Here is a 20,879-nt window from a genome sequence, read left to right on the forward strand (position 1 = left end):
TTCCCTCTCAGCCGGTGCGGTCGGCGTAGGCGCTGGCCGCGGCGTACACGTCGAGGACGTAGTCGTTCGAGTGGTTGTAGCTGAAGATCGAGCGCGACCACGTGTCATCGACCATCAGGTCGCCCGATTCGCACAGGTAGTTGGCCGCGGCGAGCGACGCGTCGTCGATGTCATGCGGGTCGGCTACCCCGTCGCCGTCGCCGTCGACCTGCCAGGTGCTCCACGTCGACGAGATGAACTGCATCGGCCCGAACGCGTGGTCCCAGTCGCGATCGCCGTGCCAGCGGGCAGATTCGCTCGTGGCGGGGATCGCGGCGAAGTCCCCACCGTCGAGGGCCGGGCCGAGGATCGGCTCGGTGGCGCGCCCGTCGTCGCCGAGCGCACGCTCACCGATGGTTCCGTGCCGGGACTCCACCCAGCCGATGCCGGCGAGCGTGGTCCAGCCGATGCGGCACTCGCGGGGCGCGAGGACGCTGGCGCGGGCGTACGCCGTCAGGGCTGGCAGCGGGATGCCCGCGGCGTCAGCGGTGCGGCGCGCCCAGCGCGGGTCGACGGCGGCCGCCGCCTTGGCGCCAACGGACCCATCGCGCGACTCGCTGCTCTGGAGAGCTCCACTCGCCGCGGCGACCACCGGAGCCGGAACAGGCGCGCGTACGTCAGGCACGACCTCGTAGGCGGTCAGCACCCGGTCGCGCTGAGCGGCGTGCTGGGCCGCGACGCCGGTGAGGCTGAGCAGAGCGACGCCCCCCGCGATCCCGAGGACGTGCGTGAGCCTCACCCGAAGCGACCGTTGACGTAGTCGTGGGTTCGTTCGTCCTGAGGGTTGGTGAACATGGCCCCGGTGTCGCCGTGCTCGACGATCACCCCGGGCGTGCCGTGGGCCGCGAGGAAGAACGCACACGTGTCGGAGACGCGAGCGGCCTGCTGCATGTTGTGGGTGACGATGACGATGGTGACCTCCGTGGCCAGCTCCTTCATCGTCTCCTCGATCACTCGTGTGGAGGTGGGGTCCAGCGCGGAGCAGGGCTCGTCCATGAGGAGCACGCGCGGCTTGATGGCCAGCGAGCGGGCAATGCACAGCCGCTGCTGCTGACCGCCGGAGAGCCCGCCGCCCGGTGCGTCGAGGCGGTCCTTGACCTCGTTCCAGAGACCGCCACGGGTCAGGCAGTGCTCGATGAGAGCTTCCTTCTCCGACTTCGAGACCTTCGTCCCGGTCAGCTTCAACCCCGCGATGACGTTCTCCCGGATCGACATGGCGGGAAACGGGTTGGGCTTCTGGAAGACCATGCCGATGCTGCGGCGGGCGTCGGTGAGCTTGCGCTCCGGGTCGTAGATGTCGACGCCGTCGAGCTGGACCTCACCGGCGAGCGCGGCCGACGGCACCAGCTCGTGCATCCGGTTGAGGATGCGCAAGAACGTGGACTTGCCGCACCCGGAGGGTCCGATGAGGGCGGTGATCTCACCAGCAGGCATCGTCAGGGACACCCGGTCCAGCACCTTGCGCGGGCCGAACCATGCCGTGATGTCGCGTGCCTCGAGCGTCGCGAGACCGGCACCGCGCCCAGGGGGGGCGATGACTTGCGCGGCCGCGCTGGCGGCGTACGGCGCAATCGGCTCGATCGCGGTGGTGGAGTCGACCTGGGTGGCGGGTCTCGGGGTCATGGCTGTCTCTTCTGCTGGGGTGCACACGGTGATGTGGCGCGGGAAGCGGGCCCGGGCGGCGTCAGCGACCGCCCGGGCACGCTGGTCTCACTTGACGGTGATCTTGAACTTCAGCTTCGAGCCTGCGAACTTGCTGTCACCCTTGTAGGTGGCGGTCAGCTTGTTCTTGCCCTTCTTCAGCTTCTTCAACTTCAGGATCACCTTGCCGGCCTTGACGGTGCCCTTGCCGACCTTCTTCTTGCCGAGCTTGACGATGATCTTGCCGGTGGCGGCGCCGCTCGCGGACTCCTTCACGCGGACCTTGCCCTTGTACGACGCGGCCTTCGGGTAGGACGCCTTGAACTTCTCGACCAGCTTGGTACTGGCCTTCGTGGCGACGGGCGGAGCCGGAGTCGTGGCAAGCACGTTCACCGTGACCGGACCCGACGCGGACCCGACGAACGTGGAGTTGGCCGGCGGGACGTACTTCGCGACGTAGGTGTGCGCACCGGCGGTCACGCCGGTCAGCGCCTTGGTCGCCTTGCCACCGGTGAGCGGCGAGGTGCCGACCAGGGTCGCGCCCTCGAAGAAGCTGACGAGGCCGTCGGGCGCCGACGAAGCGGCGACGGTGGCCGTCAGGGTGGCGCCGCCAGCGACGGTGGAGGAGCCGGCAAGCGTGGTGGAGGTGGCGACCTCGGTGTTCGTCGCGAGGTTGGTGGTCTTGACCTGGGTCGGCTGACCACAGACGCCTCCCTTGTCCGCACGAGCCAGCTGCTCGAAGCCGGCGGCCTCAATGAGCGGGCGCGCAGGAGCGGAGCAGACGAAGCCGGCGGCGCCGAAGATCGCACCGATCTCCGCCTTGGCAACGTCAGCCTGACGCACCACGTTGTAGAGCGCGCGGGCCGCGACGAAGCCGCCCTCGATGCGAAGCAGGCTGCCCGAGACCGTGTTGCGGCCGATCGAGAACGGGGCCACAGCGTTCGGGTTGTCCTTGACCGGGGCGGGGTCGTGCTCCTGCACGCGCTGCACCGACGGCGCCAGCGTCACCGCCGCGCCACCGTTGGCGGCCTTGAGCTCGGTCTCGAAGAAGTCGAGCGTGCCCGATCCCGACTGCGGGATCATCGGGACGATCGTGCCCGCAGCGCCGCCGAGCTCCGACCAGTTGGTGACCTCGCCCTTGTAGATGCGAACCATGTCGGCCGGCGAGATGGTCGCCGGGGCGTTGGAGACCTTGGCCGTGGCGAGGGCCAGGGTGTCCTTGGCGAACGGGATGGCGAACAGGCCCGCTGCGATCTCGGCGTCCTTGAGGAAGGAGGAGGAGCGAGCGTAGTCGAAGGCAGCGTTGTTGCCCGCGCCGTAGAGCAGGTTCTTGCCCGACGTGGAGCCGTTCGGTCGGGTGATCGCGGCGGCGCCGGCCTCCGGGACGATCGTGGCCGAGTTGGTCTGGGCGCCGGACGCGTCCTTGATGACTGCATCCCAGCTGACCAGACGGCCCGTGGTCGCGGCCGCGTTGAAGCCCGGGACGCCGTTGTGACCGTCGGCCAAGTAGGACAGCGCGTACATGGTGGTGTCCGAGCCGCCGCCGATCACATCAGTCGCGGCTGGGACGAAAGCCGGGTCGGCCTGGGCGGGGGCCGCGAGGGCCAGCGATGCGGCGACCACGGACGTGGTCGCGACACCGACGATGAGCCTGCGAACAGACATGAGATTTCCTTTTCGTGAGTTGGGTGATGCCAATCGGGCCGGGGCAAGCCCCGGGTTTACAGCAGGTTGGGCAGCAAGCGCATGACGACATCGGTCGTCTGCCAGGCCAGGGCGATGACGACGGGAGTCGTGATCACCCAGACCGTGGCGGCGGACCAGCGCTGGCGGGCGGCGATGACCCCGAGGGTCATCGCCAGGAGCAGACCCAGGCACAGGGCGAGGAGCGGAAGCGCCCCTTGCTCGGTGCCCATCGGCTGCTCCGGATCGGGGACGGCGGTCGGGAGACCTGCCGGTGCGGGAAAGCCCTTCTTGGCCTCGGCGTCGACGTACACGACCTCGCCGGGCGTGAGGTCGGCGAACCTGCCGGAACCCTCAGCACTCGCCAGCACGATGCGTGCAGCGCCCTCGGGTCGAGGTTGCGGCAGCGGGTCACCCGCGCGGCGTACGCCGATGACGGAAAACTGCTTCGCACCCTGGGCGGTCACGACGCGGATCGTGTCGGCCAGCCGCAACCTGGCGATCGAGCCGAAGGGAGCGCCGTAGGTCTTGGCGCGGCCCAGCAGCACCGACGTGCCGACCTGGCCCGGCAGCACCGTGTTGCGGAGGTGGCCAGGTCCAGCGAGCAGGTCGCTCGACGCGGTGCCCTCGACCACGACCTGCTCGACACCCAGGTGCGGGAGCGAGATCAGGGCGACCGGGTCACCGAGCGGCGTCACCGGTCCCATCGGGGCCGTGGCGGCGGCCAACTCTCCGCGGAACTGGTCGTAGAGCGCCGACTGCTCGCGCTGCTGGGACAAACCCCCGAGGAAGAGCATCTGGACCGCGGCCCACGTCGCGACCAGGGCAAGCATCGTCGCGGTCGTGGAGACGACGTCGATGGCCTGTCGTGTCGGCGTGGTCGGGAGAATCGGGGCGGCCGGCTTGGGGGCGCTCGAACCCGAACCGGTCGGAGCCGTAGTCGGGCGCTCGACGAGGGCGGTCACGACTGTCTCCGTCGGGAGAGGCCGAGCCGCAGCAGACTGGCGGCCAGCGCGCCCAGGATCGCGATCGCCAGCAGCACCGGGATGAGCTGCGCCGCCAGTGCGGACGAGACCGGCTCGGTGTCGGGCATCGCCACCGGCTTCGGCTTGGGTGTCTTGGTCGGCTTCACCTTGACGGGCTTGCCGGCGCCGCTCGGAGCAGCCGTGGGCACCGGCTCCGGATCGGGAGGCGACACGTTGGTGACGCTGCCGGGCCCGTCAATGGTGCTGGTCTCGGGCTCCTCGGAAGTGCCGCTCTCGGGATCGCCCTGCGTGCCCTCGTCGGTCCCGTCGTCGACCTTCCCGCTCTGGTCGGCGATGGACTCGGCGACGCCTGCCGCCTGCTTGAACATCGCCGCCGTCGCGCCGGTCTTCTTCAGAGCGAGGAAACCAGGCGGGAGCTCGCCGTTGCCAAAGCCGGGCCGCTGACCCTCGGTGGTGGCGATCTTGATGAACTCCGCAACCTTCGTCGCGTCGGCCTTGTCCAGGCCGCTGGTGCGGGCGGCCGTGTACACGATCATGGTGCCGGGATAGGCGTTGCCCGCCTTGATGAGGTCCGTCATCTCCAGGGTGAAGGGCTCATCGCCGTTCTTCGAAGGCTCGGCAGTGGCCACGGCGCGCGCCATCGCCGATTCGGTGGGGCCGACAAAGGAGCCTCGCCGGGTCTCCAGGCTGGCCTCGCGGAGACCGAAGCGTCGGGCGTCCGCGACGCTCACGAGCCCGAGCATCATCCGGGTGCCCACACCCTGGCGGTCGATGCGACCGATCTTCCACGGATCCGTGCTGGTCGCCCGCTCACACTTGGTCTGCACGTTGGGCCACGCATCGAGCACGGCCTCCGCGATCTTGCGCAACGAGTTGATCGGGGCCGCCACCTGGGTGAAGTACGGCGCCGGGTTCTGCGCGTAGCACTCGTCGTGGGTCGGCGGCACGTAGTCGTCGAGCAGTGGCCACTCCGCCACGGGCAGCTTGAGCTTCTTGTAGCTCGGGTTGACGGCCATCCCCCACTGGTCAGGCTCGCCGTTGATCCACTCCATTGCCTGCTTGTCCTGCGCGATGTAGGAGGTCAGGCTTGTCAGGACGTCGCTGCCCTCTGAGAGGGACAGCATGGTGGCAGCTGCCTCGCGAGCGATGGTGTCGAGTCCTGGATTGAGCGCCTGGAACTCCGGGTCCAGGTTGAACGACACTGGATTCGCACTCATCCCTGGGTGACCGCGACCCCGCTCGCTTGCGAGGTAGGACTGCGTCATCAGCTTGGCGAGCAGCCGCGCGTTGAGGCGCAGGTCGGTGAACTCGCCCGCGTTGTCCGGACGGTCGATGATGTAGCCGATCGAGAATCCGGTCACCGCGATGGGCGCGTAGGCGATCGGGTCCGTGCCCTTGGCATCGTGCTTGCTCGAGACCAGCGCGGCCACGCCGCCGCCGTTCTCCATCAGTGCGAACCCGGCCTCGTCGGACATCTTGTTGTGCTGGAACTTGAAGCGCTTCTTGTCCAGGCAGTAGGCCGGGGACCACTGGACCGATGCCTGGGCCATCAGCTCTGAGCCGTAGAACCCGGTGGGCGGGCGCGAGTCGAGGACGTCGCAGGCATCGGGCGCAAGACCGAACTCGAGCGGGATCGAGAAGCGGTTGCGCCAGTTGGACGGCGACCACCACAGCGACGGCGAGACACTGAGGTCGACGCCTTCGTTGGCGAAGTTGCTCTGCCCGGGCAGGAAGCGCCCCGCCTTCATGCATTCGCGGTTGTCGTCGCGGCACGAGATGCCCTGGATCGGAATGACGACGACCGAGCAGGCGACCTTGTCGCTACATCCGAGGGATTCGTTCTCGATCGCGGAACGCACCTCGAACTTGACCGAGCCGTTGCCTTCGGCATCGGTGAAGGCGGCCAACTCCGCTGGCGGGAACGCGGCACCGACGGCGGCCTCGGGGGCCATCGTCTCGGCCGTGCACGAGGCGTAGACCGTGCCGCTGGCGCCGACGAACGGGGTGATCCGCGTGGAGAAGAGCTCGACGTCCTGGCACTCGGGCGGGATGGGGGCCAGCCCGGACTTCTGCGCGATGTCGATGTCGGTCCCCCACTTGTCGTGGCGCCAGACAGCCTGGGTCTCGTCGACGAGCTGTGAGCGCTGTTGGCGGGTGGACGTCCAGCAGGTGCTCGGTGAGAGCTGCTGCTCCGGCGGCAGACTGGCGTCATCCACGCCGCGACACTGCAGGATCACCACGGGATATTCCTGGTTGAGTCCGTGCTCGCCGAAGGGACTGGCGGCGCGTCCGCCGGTCGGGTGCGCGCCTGACCAGCCAATGTCGATCCGCTCGCGACCGCGGAGATCGGTGGTGCGGCTTGCCGTGACGGTGACGTCACGGGCGTCGATCTCGAGCTCCTGCCCCTCAATGGTGATGGTCCGGTTCAGGTGCTTCGTCTGCGTGTACGCCGCCGCGCCATCGTCCGCAGTCGAAGCAGCACCCTGCGCCGTCGTGGGCGCCGTCGTGGCCCCTCCCATCGCGAGCCCGGCAATGAGGCCGACGGCTGCTGCGATCCGGACCCGCTTCATCGCGTGGCTCCGTTGCGGCCCGCACGGCGGCTGATCAAGATGCCGGGCACCAGGATCAGCGCGAGCAGCTCGATCACCGCCAGCCAGCCGAACGCCTTGCTGTCCATCGGTCGTTCCGCCGACAGCTCGGTCGGAGTGGCGTAGAGCGGTTCGCCGGAGACACCCGTGTCGGAGACCGTCTCTACATTCGTGCCGGCGGGCGGGTTCACCACTTCGCCGGTGACCGGATCGATCGTGGTCGCGCCCGTCGGCGTACCACCCGAATCGGGGGGCGTGGTGGGCGTGGCGGCGGCGGTCGCCTTCTTGCCCTTCTTGGCTGGCGCGGTCTCGGTCTCGAGCGCGTTCTCGTCGTCGGTCGACGGCTCGCCGGTTCCGGTCTCGGTGCCGCAGGGGCCCTCGCCCTGCTTGTCGCAGGACGCGGGCTGCGGAGCGACCTCGGCCAGCTTGTTGCGCTTGAGGTCGCCTGCCACGAACGTCGGGTTGTTGCACTTGGTGACGTCGCGGTTGGTGAGGTCGACCGCCGGATCGGCGGTGGACAACTGGGCGAGCTGCTGGAAGCCGGCCTGGACGAGGTTGAGCGGCAGCGGTGAGTAGCCGTAGGGGCCGGCCTTGGACTGGCCTTCGCACAGTGAGTAGTACATGAAGTCGGCCAGCGTTTGTCGTTTGGCGGTCGACATCCGCTGGTCCTGCGCACCGGTCGGAATGATCATGTAGCTGTAGGACGACAGCGGGTAGGCCCGCGGGTCGGTGGAGCGGTAGACGCCGGTGAGGATCTGGGTGAGGTAATCGTCGGACGCCTTGTCCTGGTTGATCTGTGCCTTCGTCAGCGCGACGGCGACGTTGTATTGCGTCGGCTCTACGTAGAACCCGCCCTCGTTGAGGACCTTGACCACCGGGAAGTCCTTGTTGATCGGGTAGGCGTACTCGACATAGCCGATGTGGCCGTTGCCAGAGAAGCCGGAGATCGTGTTCATCACCTGGTCGGAGCCGGACTGCGCGATCATCCGGCCCTGGCGCGGGTAGTAGGACGTGAAGCCCTGCCGTCCGTAGTAGGGCTGCCAGATCGAGGGGTACTCCGCGTCCATCCACGTCGTGAACTGCGCGGTCGTGCCCGAGCCGTCGGAGCGCACGACCGGCGTGATCGGGAGCTTGGGGAAGGCCCGGCCATTGTTGTCCTTGGCGATCGCCGGGTCGCTCCAGTCGGTGATCTGGCCGGTGAAGATCTTGGCGACCGTCTCCCCGGACAGACGCAGGTTGCGCACGAGCTCGTTGCCGATCTTGAGCTGGTAGGTGAAGGCCGTTCCGCCCGCGACGATCGGCACGTAGGCGAACTCGCGACCGTTGCTGTTGTCGGCGTTGCCGAACTCGTCGACGCCCGGGTAGGGGATCTCGGAGATGCCGAAGTCGGTGACGTTCTGCGCGAAGTTCTTGCGGCCCTGGCTGGACCCGCCACCGTTATAGGTGACCTTCATGCCGAGCGCGTCCACGTCGGAGATCCACTGCTGGACGATGACCTCGGACCAGGTCGAGCCCGAGCCCTCGATCTGTGCGTACGCCGCACGCTGGGCCGGCGCCGGAAGGCCCTCGTCCGCCTGGGCTGCCGCGCCCGTCACGAGCCCGGGCAGCAAGGCGAGCATCAGCAGGACCAGGAGCTGGCTGAGTCGGCGGTTCATCGGGTCTCCTGCTGGGTGGGTCGTCGAAAGCGACGAAGAAGGCTGGGACGGCGAGCCGTCGTGCGGGTGCGCGCCACGACACGGGCGACCACGAAGAGGGCGAGGACGAGGATCAGCAACACCGTCGCGGCGGCGAAGGCGCGCTCGATGTCCATCGGCTCGGGGCTGCGGGCGCCCTTGAAGATGTAGAGCGGCAGTGAGTTCATGACGCCGTCGGTGGGGTTGGTGACCATGAAGCTCGCGACGCCGCTGGTGAGCAGCACTGGCGAGGTCTCGCCGACACCGCGGGCGACACCGAGGATGACGGCGGTGGCGAGGCCGGGGCGGGCGGTCGGGAGGACCACGTGCCACACGGTGCTCCAGCGACTGGCGCCGAGGGCGAGGCTGGCCTCGCGGAGCCCGCCGGGGACGACGCGCAAGACCACGTCGGCGGCGCGGGCGATGATCGGCAGCATCATCACGGACAGGGCCATGGCGGCGGCGAAGCCGGATCGCGGGAAGCCGACGGCCACGATCAGCACGGTGTAGATGAACAGGCCCGCCACGATCGAGGGCAGCGCGGTCATCGCCTCGACGATGGTCCGCACGACGCCGGCGAGGCGGCCACCGACCTCGGTCATGAAGACGGCCGTCGCGATGCCGAGCGGCAAGGTGACGGCGATGGCGATGCCGAGCTGGATGGCGGATCCGACGATCGCGTGGGCGATCCCGCCGCGGTCGAAGGGGTCGCGCGGACCGACGCCGGACATGTCGTCGATGAAGAAGTTGGCGTGCAGCAACGGCTCCCAGCCCCGGAAGATCACGAAGGCGACCGTGCTGACCAGCGCAGCTCCGACGACCAGGGCACCCGAGGTGATGACCGCCCCCGCGACGCGATCCACCACGTCGACCCGGCGGCCGGTCATGAATCCGATGACGACGGTGAAGAGGATGCCGAGCGCGAGCCAGGCCACCACGAGCCAAGCCCAACCACCCAGCGGCAGCAGGCGTTGGGTGACCAGCCACGCCATCGCGAGTGCCGCGACCCAGGTGCCGACCAGGGTGAAGGACTCCTCCGATGTCGGCTTGCCGAGGCCGGGGCGCGGGTGCTGCGGCGGCGCGTCCGGGTCGCTGACCGGGAGGAAGGTCGCACGGGTGCGCTCGGGCGCCTGCGTGGCCATCAGGCGTCCGTCCCCGCGCCGGAGCGGCTGCGGTTGACGATGATCGCGGCGAGGGTGTTGACGATCAGGGTGATCACGAACAGCACGAAGCCGGCGGTCAGCAACGCACTCAGCTGCGCAGCACTGGCATCGCCGAAGCGGCCGGCGATCAGTGCGCTCACGGTGTTGGTGCCGACCTCGAGGAGCCGGGGCTTGATCACGAAGTCGGGCGAGATGATGAGGAGTACGGCGATCGTCTCGCCGAGTGCCCGGCCCAGCCCGAGCATCGTGCCACCGATGATGCCGCCGCGACCGAACGGGATGACGACGGTGCGGACCATGCCCCAGCGGGTGGAGCCGAGCGCGAGTGCGGCCTCCTTCTCCCCCGGAGGTGTCTGGGAGAACACCTGGCGCATCACCGCGCACGACATCGGCAGGACCATCATGGCCACCGCGATGCCTGCGCAGAACGCGCTGCCGACATAGCGAGAGACGTCCCACACCGCGGCATTGGGGTCCGAGTCGACCTGGAAGATCGGGATCCAGCCGAAGTTCTGCTGCAGCCAGAGCGCGAACGCGGCCGCGTGGGGCATGACGAGGAAGTAGCCCCACATCCCGTAGATGATCGAGGGCACAGCTGCCATCAGGTCGACCAGCGAGATCAGGGTCGCCTTCAGGTTCGCGGGGGCGTATTCGCTGATGAACAGGGCGGTCAGGACGGCGAGCGGGAAGGCGATTGCCATCGCCACCGCGGCGACCGAAAGGGTGCCGACCAGGACGGCGCCGATGCCGAGGGAGTCTGCCTCGGGCTGCCACGCCGACTCGGTGAAGAAGCTCCAGCCGTAGTGCTCGAGCGTCGGCACCGACTGCCAGGCGAGGAAGGCGCCGATGCCGCCGGTGATCAGCAGCACCGTCGCCCCGATGGCCGAAGCGGTCAACTCGAAGACGCGGTCCACGCCAGACGCCTTGCGGGCGAGCTTGCGCGGGGCGACCTCGGGGACGTCGATGAACGACGAGTCCACTGCGGGCAGGGTGGTCAAGGGGATCTCTTCAGATGCTGGCCCGAAGGCGAAAGCTGACAGTGGCTGACGCTCTCCAGCGGCCCGATCCGGTCCGGAGACGGCGTCAGTGTCAGGAGCCGGTCGAAACGTTGTGGCCGTTGCCGGTGAACGCCCGGCGAACGCTTGCGCCGTGCTGCGCGAACATCCCCGCGCCCCGCGGCTGACAGACTCTGCGGGTGCTCCCCCGCTTCGAGATCGTGCGCCGCTTGCGGCCGGTTTCGTTGATCGCCAGGGGCGCCGAGGCCGACGTGTCGGTTGGCACCCCGGTCCCGCTTCCACAACTCGCACCCTCGGTCGCGATCGTCGTCGAGCCCGACCACCGCGCCGCCGCGGCCTTCCACCTCGGTGGCATGTGGCTCGGGATGAGCGTCGTCGTCGGCCGCGTCGTGCTGACGCTCACGGAGGGTCACGACACCCGGGAGCTGCGCAGCCGTCGGCACGGCACGGTGCGGTCGGACCCGACGCGGGTCGCGCTCACCCTGACGGGCACGCACCTGACGGCGCTGACCGAGGAGGCCGGCCGCTGGGTGGCCCGGGCGCGCGTCGACCTCAGCGACCGGCTCGAGCCGCGCGATCCCGAGGCGCTGTCTCGGCTCCTCGTCGAGGGGCACGGCGCCCGCGTCCAGGCCGGCCGCTTCGGTCAGCTCGGTCTGCGCGACCTCCGGCTCGTCACCTCGCGCGACGGCTCACCAGTGGAGGACGAGGGGCGGCTCCTGCTGAGCGCGACGTCCGCCGGCCCCGGCTTCTTCGACACCGGGCACACCTCGGTGTGGAGCCTCGATCCCGACTCCCTGGACCTCGAGCACCACAGCGACCTGTTCTTCCGGCGGCCCGACAAGCCCGGGGTGTACGGCGACCACGCCACCCACATCGTCCGCGACGGCGACTCGTGGCTGGTCGCGACGAGCACGTGGGGAGACTTCGAGCAGCACGACCCGAAGCGATCGGTGCGAGCGACGATCGCTCGCACCTCGGCCGACGTGCTCAGCGGTGTGCACGTGCTGGAGACACAGGAGCTGGCGTTGCCCACCGACGGCTTCACCTCCGTCGGGGTCTGGGACCCGCACCTCGTGCACACCGGCGAGGAGTGGCTGGTCGGCTTCGCCAGTGCGAGCAAGTTCTTCAAGTTCCACCCGGCGCTCGCGAGCGGGCCGACGCTTGATCGACTGACGCTGCGCGGAGCAGCAACCGACCGACGCGCCACCGAAGGCACCACGATCCTCAGAGTCGGCGACGGCTGGCGGGTGCTCGCCAGCGACGGGCGCGACGGGCGCCGAGGCCAGCGGGCCCGCTACCCGATGTTCGACCTGGCGATGGCCGAGGTTGGCGAGCTACAGGCGGCGTACCCGACAAATCTGCCGTGGCCGACGTTGGCGCACACGCGCTGCGGGTGGCTGATGATCAGCTTCAACGGCGCCCCGGCCACGGGTCCGCTCGTCGGCTACGGCACGCACGGCGACCTCGTTGTGCAACGTGAGGTCTCGCGGGATTAACCTTGGTGTGACGGCGACCACTCCACCCCTGTGGTCACCGAACTCAGGGCTCGCACACCCCGCGGGCCGCACCGACACACAAGGACAAGCACCCATGTCTGTAGACGTTTTCGAGCTCGGTCACGAACACGAGCAGGTGGTCTTCGCCAACGACGAGGCGACCGGCCTCCAGGCGATCATCGCGATCCACTCCACCGCCCTCGGCCCGGCGCTCGGCGGCACCCGCTTCTATCCCTATGCGTCCACGGACGCCGCGCTCGAGGATGTCCTCAACCTCTCGCGCGGAATGTCCTACAAGGCCGCACTCGCCGGCCTCGACCTCGGCGGCGGCAAGGCGGTCATCATCGGCGACCCCGCGAAGCTGAAGTCCGAGGGCCTGCTGCGCGCCTACGGCCGCTTCGTGCAGTCGCTGGGCGGGCGCTACTACACCGCCTGCGACGTCGGCACGTTCTCGGACGACATGGACAACATCGCGCGGGAATGCTCCTTCGTCACCGGCCGCACCGTGGCGCACGGCGGCGCCGGCGACAGCTCGGTGCTGACGGCGTACGGCGTGTTCCAGGGCATGCGCGCCGCGGCCGAGCAGGTCTGGGGTGCTCCCACGCTGCAGGGTCGGACCGTCGGCGTGGCCGGCGTCGGCAAGGTCGGGCGACACCTCGTGCGGCACCTCGTGGAGGACGGCGCCAGCGTGGTCGTCACCGACGTCCACCAGCCCTCGCTCGACGCCGTACGCGCGGAGTTCCCCGTGGAGGTCGCCGCGAGCACCGAGGCGCTCGTCGCGTTGCCGCTCGACGTCTACGCCCCGTGCGCCCTCGGAGGCGCGCTGAGCGACGAGGTGGTCGACGTCCTGAGCGCCAAGATCGTGTGTGGCGCCGCCAACAACCAGCTCGCGCACCCGGGCGTGGAGAAGCAGCTCGAGGACCGCGGGATCCTCTACGCGCCCGACTACTGCGTCAACTCAGGTGGCTTGATCCAGGTCGCCGACGAGCTCGAGGGCTTCTCGTTCGAGCGCGCGCAACAGCGTGCGAGCGGCATCTTCGACACCACCCGAGCAGTCTTCGAGCTGGCTCGCGCCGATGGCGTGCCGCCCGCGATCGCTGCCGACCGGCTCGCCGAACGCCGCATGCGCGACGTGGGTCGCCTGCGTGGAGTGTGGCTGCCTCAGCCACCCGCCTGACGGCGGCCGTCAACCGGACGGAGCGACCATGCGCTTCGTCCGGTTGATGCGTGCTACGCCGCTGTTGACTGCGTGTCAGCGGGCGAAGTCAGTCGAGTCGAGCGACGTCAGTCGCGCGACGGCTCGATGACGTCGGACCACTTCTCGAGCACCTCAGGGTCGATCTGCTCGTCCTTCTTGCCACTGTCGCCGTGCAGCTCACTGGCGAGCGCCCCGAAGTCCGTCTCGTGAGTGCGGTACTTCAGGTCGCGTGCGACCTTCGTCTGCTTGGCTTTAGCTCGGCCGCGCCCCATAGGGTCAGCCCCCTCGCAAATCGGCCGGGGCAACGATGGCTCCCGGGCTGTCCATAAGTATTCTCGTGGGTACAACGCTACCTGCTCCCTGGGTGTTCCCGCACGCCAGGGCCGATGAAACGCCGATAAAGCTTCCCGCCGGGGACGTCAACCGCGGGTAACGCCCCCAAAATCGCACTCCCGCCTCCATCAGTGGGGGCGGGAGCGCCTGCTTCGGGGCGTTACCTGGTTCGAGTGAGATCAGTGGTGCTCGCCGGTGAGCGTGACCCGGCCTTCGCCGCCCTCGCTGACCTCGCCGGCGACCCACGCCGCAATGCCGTGACCGGCGAGCAGCTCGACCGCTGCGTCGACCGAATCGGGCGTCATCATCGCGACCATGCCGACGCCACAGTTGAGGGTGGCCTCCAGGTCCTCACGGGAGACGTTGCCGACCTCGCCGACCAGTGAGAACACGGGCGGGAGGCTCCAGGTGGTGCGGTCGATGGTCGCGCCGACCTCGACCGGCATGACCCGCTCGAGGTTGGCGGCCAGGCCACCACCGGTGACGTGGGACATCGCGTGCACGCCGCCGGCGGCCGCGAGGTCCAGGCAGGCCTTGGCATAGATGCGGGTGGGCTCGAGGAGCTCCTCGCCGAGGGTGCGACCGAGGACGTCGACGTCCTTGTCCAGCGCCCAGCCGGCCGTGTTGAGCAGCACGTGGCGCACGAGGGAGTAGCCGTTGGAGTGCAGGCCGCTCGAGCCCATGGCGAGCACCACGTCGCCGGGGCGGACGCGACCGGGGCCCAGCAGGTTGTCGGCCTCCACGACGCCTGTGGCGGCCCCCGCGACGTCGTACTCGTCGGGGTCGAGGAGGCCGGGGTGCTCGGCCGTCTCGCCGCCGATGAGGGCACACCCGGCGACGACACAGGCCTCCGCGATGCCCTTGACGATCGCGGCGATGCGCTCGGGCACGACCCGGCCGGTGGCGATGTAGTCGGTCATGAACAGCGGTTCGGCGCCGCACACGACGAGGTCGTCGACGACCATGCCGACGAGGTCGAAGCCGATGGTGTCGTGGACGTCCATCTGCTGCGCGATCGCGACCTTGGTGCCGACGCCGTCGGTCGAGGTGGCGAGGAGCGGGTGGGCGTACTTCGTCAGCGCGCTGGCGTCGAAGAGGCCGGCGAAGCCGCCGAGGCCGCCGATCATCTCGGGGCGACGGGCCTTCTCGACCCAGCCCTTCATCAGGTCGATGGCACGGTCGGCCGCGTCGATGGAGACACCGGCGGCCGCGTAGGCGCCTTCACCGGCGCTGTGGCCAGCGTTGTCTGACAAGGGCTCGGTCACGTCAGTTCTCCACTCACTGGGTTGCGGCTCAGGGGTTGTTGAGGACCGGCAGCGCCGTCGCGTTGGCGGGCGCCTCGAGGAGGTGCTTTCCCAACCGCTCGGCGTCCGGGAGCTCGATCGGGTAGACGCCGTCGAAGCAGGCGCGGCACAGGTCGGGCTTGGGCACCGAGGTCGCCTCGATGAGGTCCTCGAGGTCGATGTAGCCCAGCGAGTCGGCGTCGATCGACCTGCAGATCTCGTCGTTGGTCAGCCCGTTGGCGATCAGCTCGGCCCGGGTCGCGAAGTCGATGCCGTAGAAGCAGGGCCACTTCACCGGCGGCGACGCGATCCGGACGTGCACCTCGGCCGCGCCGGCCTCCCGCAGCATCCGCACCAGCGAGCGCTGGGTGTTGCCGCGCACGATCGAGTCGTCGACGACCACGAGGCGCTTGCCCTCGATCACGTCGCGCAGCGGGTTGAGCTTGAGCCGGATGCCGAGCTGGCGGATCGTCTGGCTCGGCTGGATGAAGGTGCGCCCGACGTAGGAGTTCTTGACGAGCCCCATGCCGTAGGGGATGCCCGAGGCCTCGGCATAGCCGATGGCGCTCGGGGTGCCCGACTCCGGGACAGGGATGACGAGATCGGCATCGGCGGGGAACGCCTTGGCCAGGCGACGGCCGATCTCGACGCGCACGCTGTGCATGCGCTGACCGGTCATGATCGTGTCCGGCCGCGCGAGGTAGACGAACTCGAACAGGCAGTGCTTCGGAGCGGCCTCGGCGAAGCGCTGCGTGCGCAGGCCCTCCTCGTCGACCGCGATCAGCTCGCCCGGCTCGATCTCGCGGATGAAGGAGGCACCGACGATGTCGAGGGCGGCGGTCTCCGAGGCGACGACCCAGCCCCGCTCCAGCCGGCCCAGGACGAGCGGTCGGATGCCTTGCGGGTCGCGAGCGGCGTACAACGTGTGCTCGTCCATCCACACGAAGGAGAAGGCGCCCTGGATCTGGGGCAGCAGGTCGACGGCCCGCTCCTCGACGGTCTGGCCGGGGTGGTGGGCCAGCAGCTGGGTGACGACGGAGGTGTCGTTGGTGCTCGCCGGCGGCATCCGCATCTGCAGGTCGAGGTGGCCCTCGACCTCGTCGTCGATCACCATCTGCGCGAGGTCGGCGGTGTTGATGAGGTTGCCGTTGTGGGCCAGCGCGATGGAGCCGGTCGCCGTCGGGTGGAAGGTCGGCTGGGCGTTGTGCCAGGTCGAGGCGCCGGTGGTGGAGTAGCGCGCGTGGCCGACCGCGAGGTGGCCCTTGAGCGACTCCAGCGTCGACTCGTCGAAGACCTGGGACACGAGGCCCATGTCCTTGTAGACGAGGATCTGGCGACCGTTGCTGACCGCGATGCCGGCCGACTCCTGACCGCGGTGCTGGAGCGCGTAGAGGCCGAAGTAGCTGAGCTTGGCGACGTCCTCACCGGGCGCCCAGACTCCGAAGACTCCGCAGGCGTCCTGCGGGCCCTGGTCATGGGGATCGAGGGCCGCGGTCAAACGGCCGTCGCCGCCCTTGCGGTGCGAGGAGGCGTAGGGCACGGACGTCAGTCTACGGGCCCGTGCCGGGTGTCCCGAATCGACCGGGCGGGGTGGACGGTCACCGCGCCTGCGTCACATCTTCGTCGCGCCGTCGCGGACCGCAGACCGGATGCGGGTGTAGGTGCCGCAGCGGCAGATGTTGCGGATCGTGTCGAGGTCGGCGTCGGTGATGGTCCTGCCCTCGCGCTTGGTCTTGTTGACCAGCGCGACGGCCGCCATGATCTGGCCGGGCTGGCAGTAGCCGCACTGCGGGACGTCGCGGGCCAGCCACGCCTCCTGCATCGGGTGCAGGCCGTTCTGGCCGCGCTTGACGGCCGGGACCGCCTCGGGGAGGCCCTCGATCGTGGTCACCTTGTCGCCGGGCTGGAGGTCTCCGACTGGTACGGCGCAGGGGTTGAACGCACGGCCGTTGATGTGCGAGGTGCAGGCCTTGCACACGTTGATGCCGCAGCCGTACTTGGGACCGGTGACGCCCAGGACGTCACGCAGCACCCACAGCAGGCGCACGTCGTCCTCGACGTCGACGGTCACGGACTCCCCGTTGAGGATGAAGGTCTGTTCAGGCATGGGTGGGTCTCCTCACCAGGTGAGCTGGAGGCCGTTGGTCGGCGACTGCGGGATCGGGGGGATGAACGGCTTGGGCGTGAACGAGAGCGTGTCGTGGTTGATCGGGAAGTGCGTCGGCACCGTGCCGGTGGCCCGGGCATAGGCGCAGGCCACGGCCGCGAACGTCGCCGCCACCCCGGCCTCCCCAGCCCCGCCCGGCTGCTCGGAGTCGGAGGGCATCACGATCACGTCGACACGCGGCGGGGTGTTCCACTGCCGGGTGTAGAAGTAGTTGTCCCAGCTCCCCTCGAGGAAGTGGCCGTCGCGCAGGTGCAGGCTCGAGGTCAGCGCCAGGGCGATGCCGTCGTTGATGCCGCCCTGCATCTGGGCCTCCAGGCCGCGTGGGTTGACCACGCGGCCGGCGTCGATCGCGTAGGTCACGCGGGTCACGCGCGGGCCGGTCACGGCGTTGGGGATGGAGCGGTCGACTGTCACGGGCCGGGCGTCGATCTCGACCACGCATGCCGAGACGCCCTTGTACTCCTTGTGGATGGCGATGCCCTGCGCCGTACCGGGAGCCATCGGGCGGCCCCACTCGCCGGCTGCGGCGACCTTCTGCAGCACGGCACGCAGGCGGTCGTTGCGCTCGAACTTGAGCCGGAACGCGAGCGGGTCCATCTTCATCCGCGCCGCGAGCTGGTCGACGACGAGCTCGGCAGCCACCCGCACGTCGGGTGAGTAGATGTTGCGCATGGAGCCGGTGTTGAAGCGCTCGTCGACCTCGAGAACGGTCTGGGTGACCTCCCCGAAGTTGTAGGGGATCTCCTGGGTCAGGGCGAAGATCGTCTGCGCGAAGCCCTGGTTGCCGAGGCCGCCGGGGAGGTCGGAGCCGCGCGCGGTGAGCAGCTCACCGAGGCCGTGGCGGTAGTCGGTCTCCACGCAGGTCAGCGACTGGTTGAAGGACAGCACCTCGCCACCGAGGTAGGTCGCCTGCACCCGGCAGGTGCCGAGCGGGTGGGCGCGACCGGCGCGGGCGTCGTCGGCGCGGTGCCACATCAGCTTGACCGGCTGGCCCATCGCCTGCGAGATCCGGGCCGCCTCGAGCGCCCCGTCGAAGAAGAGCCGGCGGCCGAACGAGCCACCGGCGGTGACGACGTTGACCTTGACCTGGTCCTCGGCCATGCCGAGGGCCTCGGCGATGCGCTGCTGGGCCACGATCGGCGACTTGAGGCCCGCCCAGATGGTCGCGCTGTCGGCGCGCACGTCGGCGATCGCGCTGTTGGTGTCCATCGGGGAGTTGCTGCGGAAGTAGAAGACGAAGTCACCGGTGACGGTCTGCACCAGCGGGTTGGCGGGCAGCGCCGGCATCGGCAGCTGCGCAGCCCGGACCTGCTTCACGATCGTCGCGTCGCTCTCGCCCGCCACCGGGCCGTCGGCCCACACGACGTCGAGCGCCCGGACCGCGTCGATGCACTGCCCGAACGTCCGGGCGCGTACGGCGACGCCGAAGTCGAGCAGCGCCACGTGCGTGACACCGGGCATGGCCGTCACGGCCGCCTCGTTGTTGATGCTCTTCGCGGTGCCGTTGAGCGTGGGGGCCCGGCAGATCATCGTGGGGAGCGCGTTGTCGACCTGCAGGTCGGTGGTGAAGTCCTTCGTGCCGGTGACGGCCGCGAGCGCGTCCACCGGTTCTGCGGGGTGCCGATGACGGTGAAGTCGGAGGACGCCTTGAGCTCGACCTCGATCGAACGCGTGGTGGGGCTGGCGGCCCGGACGGCGAGCTCGCCGTAGGTCACGGACGCGCCGTTGGGCGCGGAGATCACGCCGCCCTTGGCCACGAGGGCGCCGACGGTGTCGCCGAGCACGATCGCGGCGGCCTCGAGGAGCGCGGCCTTCGCGACGGCGGCGGCCACCCGGATCGGGGTGTAGGTGGCGATCGTGGTGTTGGAGCCGCCGGTGAGCTGGTTGAAGAGGAGCTCGGGGCGAGCGGGGGCGAGCGTGACGACCACCTTGTCCAGGGGCAGGTCGAGCTCCTCGGCGATCAGCATCGCGCTCGAGGTGGTGATCCCCTGTCCCACCTCGGCACGCGGCAGCGAGAAGGAGGCGGTGCCGTCCTCGTGGATCTCGACGGTGATCAGGTTGGCCGTCGGCCGCGCGGCGTCGGTGAGCGCGTCGTTGAGGTCATAGAGCTCGGCCGGCTGCGGCACGGTCGGGATCACGGCCGAGGCCCTCTCGGCGAGCAGGCCGAGGTCGGCGGCGGCCACGAGGGTCGCACCGCCGATGACGTAGCCGAGGAAGCGACGCCGGGGCACGGCGTGGTTGAGCGGGACGAGCCGGTCGGACTGCTCGGGCATGGGGGGACGTCCTTTCCGCGGACCTATGTATCTCCCCCCGGACCTGATGAGTGTGGCACCCGTCACGCTCCACCACCATGCGCGTACCGCCCCGTATTGGTGGGTCCCTGATGTGCAGAGTGCACAAGACATCTCACTCGGAGTGGGTGAGCCGCCAGGCGCGCAGGGCCAGCGCCAGCTCCATCGGCGGTGGTGCGTCGCCGAGCGGGAGGCCGGTGAGGTCGGCGACCCGACGCACCCTGTTGAGGACGGTGTTGCGGTGGCACGGCACGCGCTCCGCCGTACGCGAGGCGGACCCGGCGCACTCGACCCACGTCTCCAGCGTCTCCAGCAGTGCGGTGTGTTCGGGGGTCGGCAGCGCGAGCACGGCGCCGAGCCAGACGCGCACGAGCCGCTCGGCGACCTCGGGCGAGCCGAGGAGCAGCGCGTCCGGCAGCCGCTCGTCGTAGGACACCACGCACGCGGCGTCCGGCTCGATCGTGCGCAGGGTGGTGAGCGCCTCGCGGAAGGCGACGTCGGTGCGCGCGAGACCGCGCACGACCGAGGAGACACCGATGGCGACGTCGGGCGTCGCCCGCAGCACCTCGAGGGTGCGGGCCAGGTCGGTGGAGGCGAGCTGGAGGAACCCGACGTGACACTCCGCGCGACGCTGCCACGTGGAGGCGACGCCGACGGCTCGCAACCGGTCGGCCAGTCCGTCGACGACTGCGCCGAGCGGGTCCTGGTGGTCGACCGCCACGACGACCAGTGGGCCGTCCATGCGGATGTCGAGGATGCGCGAGGCCTCCAGCGCGAACGCCGGCTCGACCCCGCGGCCCGAGAGGAGCCCCTCCCACAGGGACGCGCGCCGCTGCTCGTCCGCGCGGACGATGCGCAGCTCGGTCGCGTGATAGGCGCGCGCGACCTGCGAGGACGTCTCGTCGATGACCTGCCACAGGCGGGTGCCGATGACCCGGAGGTCGTCGGCGTCCAGCGCGTCGGAGGCCCGCGCCTCACCGAGGAGGTCCTCCCAGATGAGCCGCCCGCCCATGCGGTAGGAGCGCAGCAGCTCGTCGAGGGGCAGTCCCTGGTCCGCCCGCCGGTGCCCGGTGTCGCGCGCGGCGTCGTACAGGACGCTCTCCGGGGGTGGCGGCTCGTCGGCGCCGACGGCCACGGCGAGCAGCTCGAGGGCGGAAACGATGTTGGCGTGGCACGAGCGCTGCAGGTCGTCGAGCGGGATGGTGGCGCCGTGGTAGCCGGGGTGCTCGGCCACGATCGTGCGCACCAGCTGCTCGGTGACCTCCGAGACGCGCGTGCGCCGGTGGTGGTCCAGGAACGCGCTCGCGTCCGGCACGCGTCAG

17 protein-coding genes are annotated in these 20,879 nt (G+C 69.8%); 2 read left to right on the top strand and 15 right to left on the bottom strand.

The window, feature by feature from the left end; translation table 11 throughout:
- Positions 1-7 precede the first annotated feature (7 nt).
- The 8 genes from C9J87_RS08755 to pstC form a co-directional block, all read right to left on the bottom strand.
- Positions 8-778 (bottom strand): lytic transglycosylase domain-containing protein, encoded by a 771-nt coding sequence (locus C9J87_RS08755; RefSeq protein ID WP_232819983.1) that lies wholly within the window; start codon positions 776-778, stop codon positions 8-10.
- Complete coding sequence (locus C9J87_RS08760) at positions 775-1,662, bottom strand: phosphate ABC transporter ATP-binding protein (protein WP_107705303.1); 888 nt, start codon at positions 1,660-1,662, stop codon at positions 775-777. The genes C9J87_RS08755 and C9J87_RS08760 overlap by 4 nt, the downstream gene beginning before the upstream one ends.
- Before the next feature lie 87 nt (positions 1,663-1,749).
- Positions 1,750-3,345 carry an Ig-like domain repeat protein gene (locus C9J87_RS08765; protein WP_107705304.1) on the bottom strand — a complete coding sequence of 532 codons (1,596 nt, stop codon included), beginning with the start codon at positions 3,343-3,345 and terminating at the stop codon, positions 1,750-1,752.
- Positions 3,346-3,401: 56 nt separating this feature from the next.
- Positions 3,402-4,328: a sortase gene (locus C9J87_RS08770; RefSeq protein WP_107705305.1), complete on the bottom strand. Its 927-nt coding sequence runs from the start codon at positions 4,326-4,328 to the stop codon at positions 3,402-3,404.
- On the bottom strand, positions 4,325-6,919 hold the full coding sequence (locus C9J87_RS08775) for a hypothetical protein (RefSeq protein WP_107705306.1): 2,595 nt from the start codon (positions 6,917-6,919) through the stop codon (positions 4,325-4,327). The genes C9J87_RS08770 and C9J87_RS08775 overlap by 4 nt, the downstream gene beginning before the upstream one ends.
- Positions 6,916-8,592 carry a phosphate ABC transporter substrate-binding protein PstS gene (locus C9J87_RS08780; RefSeq protein WP_107705307.1) on the bottom strand — a complete coding sequence of 559 codons (1,677 nt, stop codon included), beginning with the start codon at positions 8,590-8,592 and terminating at the stop codon, positions 6,916-6,918. Before C9J87_RS08780 ends, C9J87_RS08775 begins: the two co-directional genes overlap by 4 nt.
- Positions 8,589-9,752 carry a phosphate ABC transporter permease PstA gene (gene pstA, locus C9J87_RS08785; protein WP_107705308.1) on the bottom strand — a complete coding sequence of 388 codons (1,164 nt, stop codon included), beginning with the start codon at positions 9,750-9,752 and terminating at the stop codon, positions 8,589-8,591. Before pstA ends, C9J87_RS08780 begins: the two co-directional genes overlap by 4 nt.
- Positions 9,752-10,771, bottom strand: a complete 1,020-nt coding sequence (pstC, locus tag C9J87_RS08790; protein ID WP_232819995.1) for a phosphate ABC transporter permease subunit PstC — start codon at positions 10,769-10,771, stop codon at positions 9,752-9,754. The genes pstA and pstC overlap by 1 nt, the downstream gene beginning before the upstream one ends.
- Before the next feature lie 197 nt (positions 10,772-10,968).
- On the opposite strand from pstC, the gene C9J87_RS08795 reads away from it, so the two are divergent.
- Both C9J87_RS08795 and C9J87_RS08800 read left to right on the top strand, forming a co-directional pair.
- A complete protein-coding gene (locus C9J87_RS08795; protein WP_107705310.1) occupies positions 10,969-12,285 on the top strand; it encodes a hypothetical protein in 1,317 nt (438 codons plus the stop codon).
- Between the two features lie 94 nt (positions 12,286-12,379).
- Positions 12,380-13,462, top strand: coding sequence for a Glu/Leu/Phe/Val family dehydrogenase (locus tag C9J87_RS08800; RefSeq protein ID WP_107705311.1), 1,083 nt, complete (start codon positions 12,380-12,382; stop codon positions 13,460-13,462).
- A 107-nt stretch (positions 13,463-13,569) separates the two neighbouring features.
- Here the strand turns inward: C9J87_RS08800 and C9J87_RS08805 are convergent, their stop codons facing one another.
- From C9J87_RS08805 to C9J87_RS08830, 7 genes are all read right to left on the bottom strand, one after another.
- Positions 13,570-13,755, bottom strand: coding sequence for a DUF3073 domain-containing protein (locus C9J87_RS08805; protein WP_107705312.1), 186 nt, complete (start codon positions 13,753-13,755; stop codon positions 13,570-13,572).
- Positions 13,756-13,995: 240 nt separating this feature from the next.
- Positions 13,996-15,081 (bottom strand): phosphoribosylformylglycinamidine cyclo-ligase, encoded by a 1,086-nt coding sequence (gene purM / locus C9J87_RS08810; RefSeq protein ID WP_232819997.1) that lies wholly within the window; start codon positions 15,079-15,081, stop codon positions 13,996-13,998.
- Between the two features lie 28 nt (positions 15,082-15,109).
- Positions 15,110-16,639 (bottom strand): amidophosphoribosyltransferase, encoded by a 1,530-nt coding sequence (gene purF, locus C9J87_RS08815; protein WP_107705313.1) that lies wholly within the window; start codon positions 16,637-16,639, stop codon positions 15,110-15,112.
- 72 nt (positions 16,640-16,711) lie between these two features.
- Positions 16,712-17,206, bottom strand: a complete 495-nt coding sequence (locus C9J87_RS08820) for a (2Fe-2S)-binding protein (RefSeq protein WP_010834226.1) — start codon at positions 17,204-17,206, stop codon at positions 16,712-16,714.
- Positions 17,207-17,218: 12 nt separating this feature from the next.
- Positions 17,219-18,871, bottom strand: a complete 1,653-nt coding sequence (locus C9J87_RS08825) for a molybdopterin cofactor-binding domain-containing protein (protein ID WP_232820002.1) — start codon at positions 18,869-18,871, stop codon at positions 17,219-17,221.
- On the bottom strand, positions 18,793-19,539 hold the full coding sequence (locus C9J87_RS20200) for a molybdopterin cofactor-binding domain-containing protein (RefSeq protein WP_232820003.1): 747 nt from the start codon (positions 19,537-19,539) through the stop codon (positions 18,793-18,795). Before C9J87_RS20200 ends, C9J87_RS08825 begins: the two co-directional genes overlap by 79 nt.
- Positions 19,540-19,672: 133 nt before the next feature.
- Positions 19,673-20,872 carry a PucR family transcriptional regulator gene (locus C9J87_RS08830; RefSeq protein ID WP_107705314.1) on the bottom strand — a complete coding sequence of 400 codons (1,200 nt, stop codon included), beginning with the start codon at positions 20,870-20,872 and terminating at the stop codon, positions 19,673-19,675.
- Positions 20,873-20,879: the final 7 nt, after the last annotated feature.

The organism is Nocardioides allogilvus, assembly GCF_003047285.1.
Taxonomy (GTDB): domain Bacteria; phylum Actinomycetota; class Actinomycetes; order Propionibacteriales; family Nocardioidaceae; genus Nocardioides; species Nocardioides allogilvus.

Bases quoted from the DNA above. Each gene is read 5' to 3' on its own strand.
- C9J87_RS08760 (WP_107705303.1), bottom strand. From the start codon at position 1,662: ATGACCCCGAGACCCGCCACCCAGGTCGACTCCACCACCGCGATCGAG.
- C9J87_RS08765 (WP_107705304.1), bottom strand. From the start codon at position 3,345: ATGTCTGTTCGCAGGCTCATCGTCGGTGTCGCGACCACGTCCGTGGTC.
- C9J87_RS08775 (WP_107705306.1), bottom strand. From the start codon at position 6,919: ATGAAGCGGGTCCGGATCGCAGCAGCCGTCGGCCTCATTGCCGGGCTC.
- C9J87_RS08780 (WP_107705307.1), bottom strand. From the start codon at position 8,592: ATGAACCGCCGACTCAGCCAGCTCCTGGTCCTGCTGATGCTCGCCTTG.
- pstA (WP_107705308.1), bottom strand. From the start codon at position 9,752: ATGGCCACGCAGGCGCCCGAGCGCACCCGTGCGACCTTCCTCCCGGTC.
- C9J87_RS08800 (WP_107705311.1), top strand. From the start codon at position 12,380: ATGTCTGTAGACGTTTTCGAGCTCGGTCACGAACACGAGCAGGTGGTC.
- C9J87_RS08805 (WP_107705312.1), bottom strand. From the start codon at position 13,755: ATGGGGCGCGGCCGAGCTAAAGCCAAGCAGACGAAGGTCGCACGCGAC.
- C9J87_RS08820 (WP_010834226.1), bottom strand. From the start codon at position 17,206: ATGCCTGAACAGACCTTCATCCTCAACGGGGAGTCCGTGACCGTCGAC.
- C9J87_RS20200 (WP_232820003.1), bottom strand. From the start codon at position 19,539: ATGCCCGAGCAGTCCGACCGGCTCGTCCCGCTCAACCACGCCGTGCCC.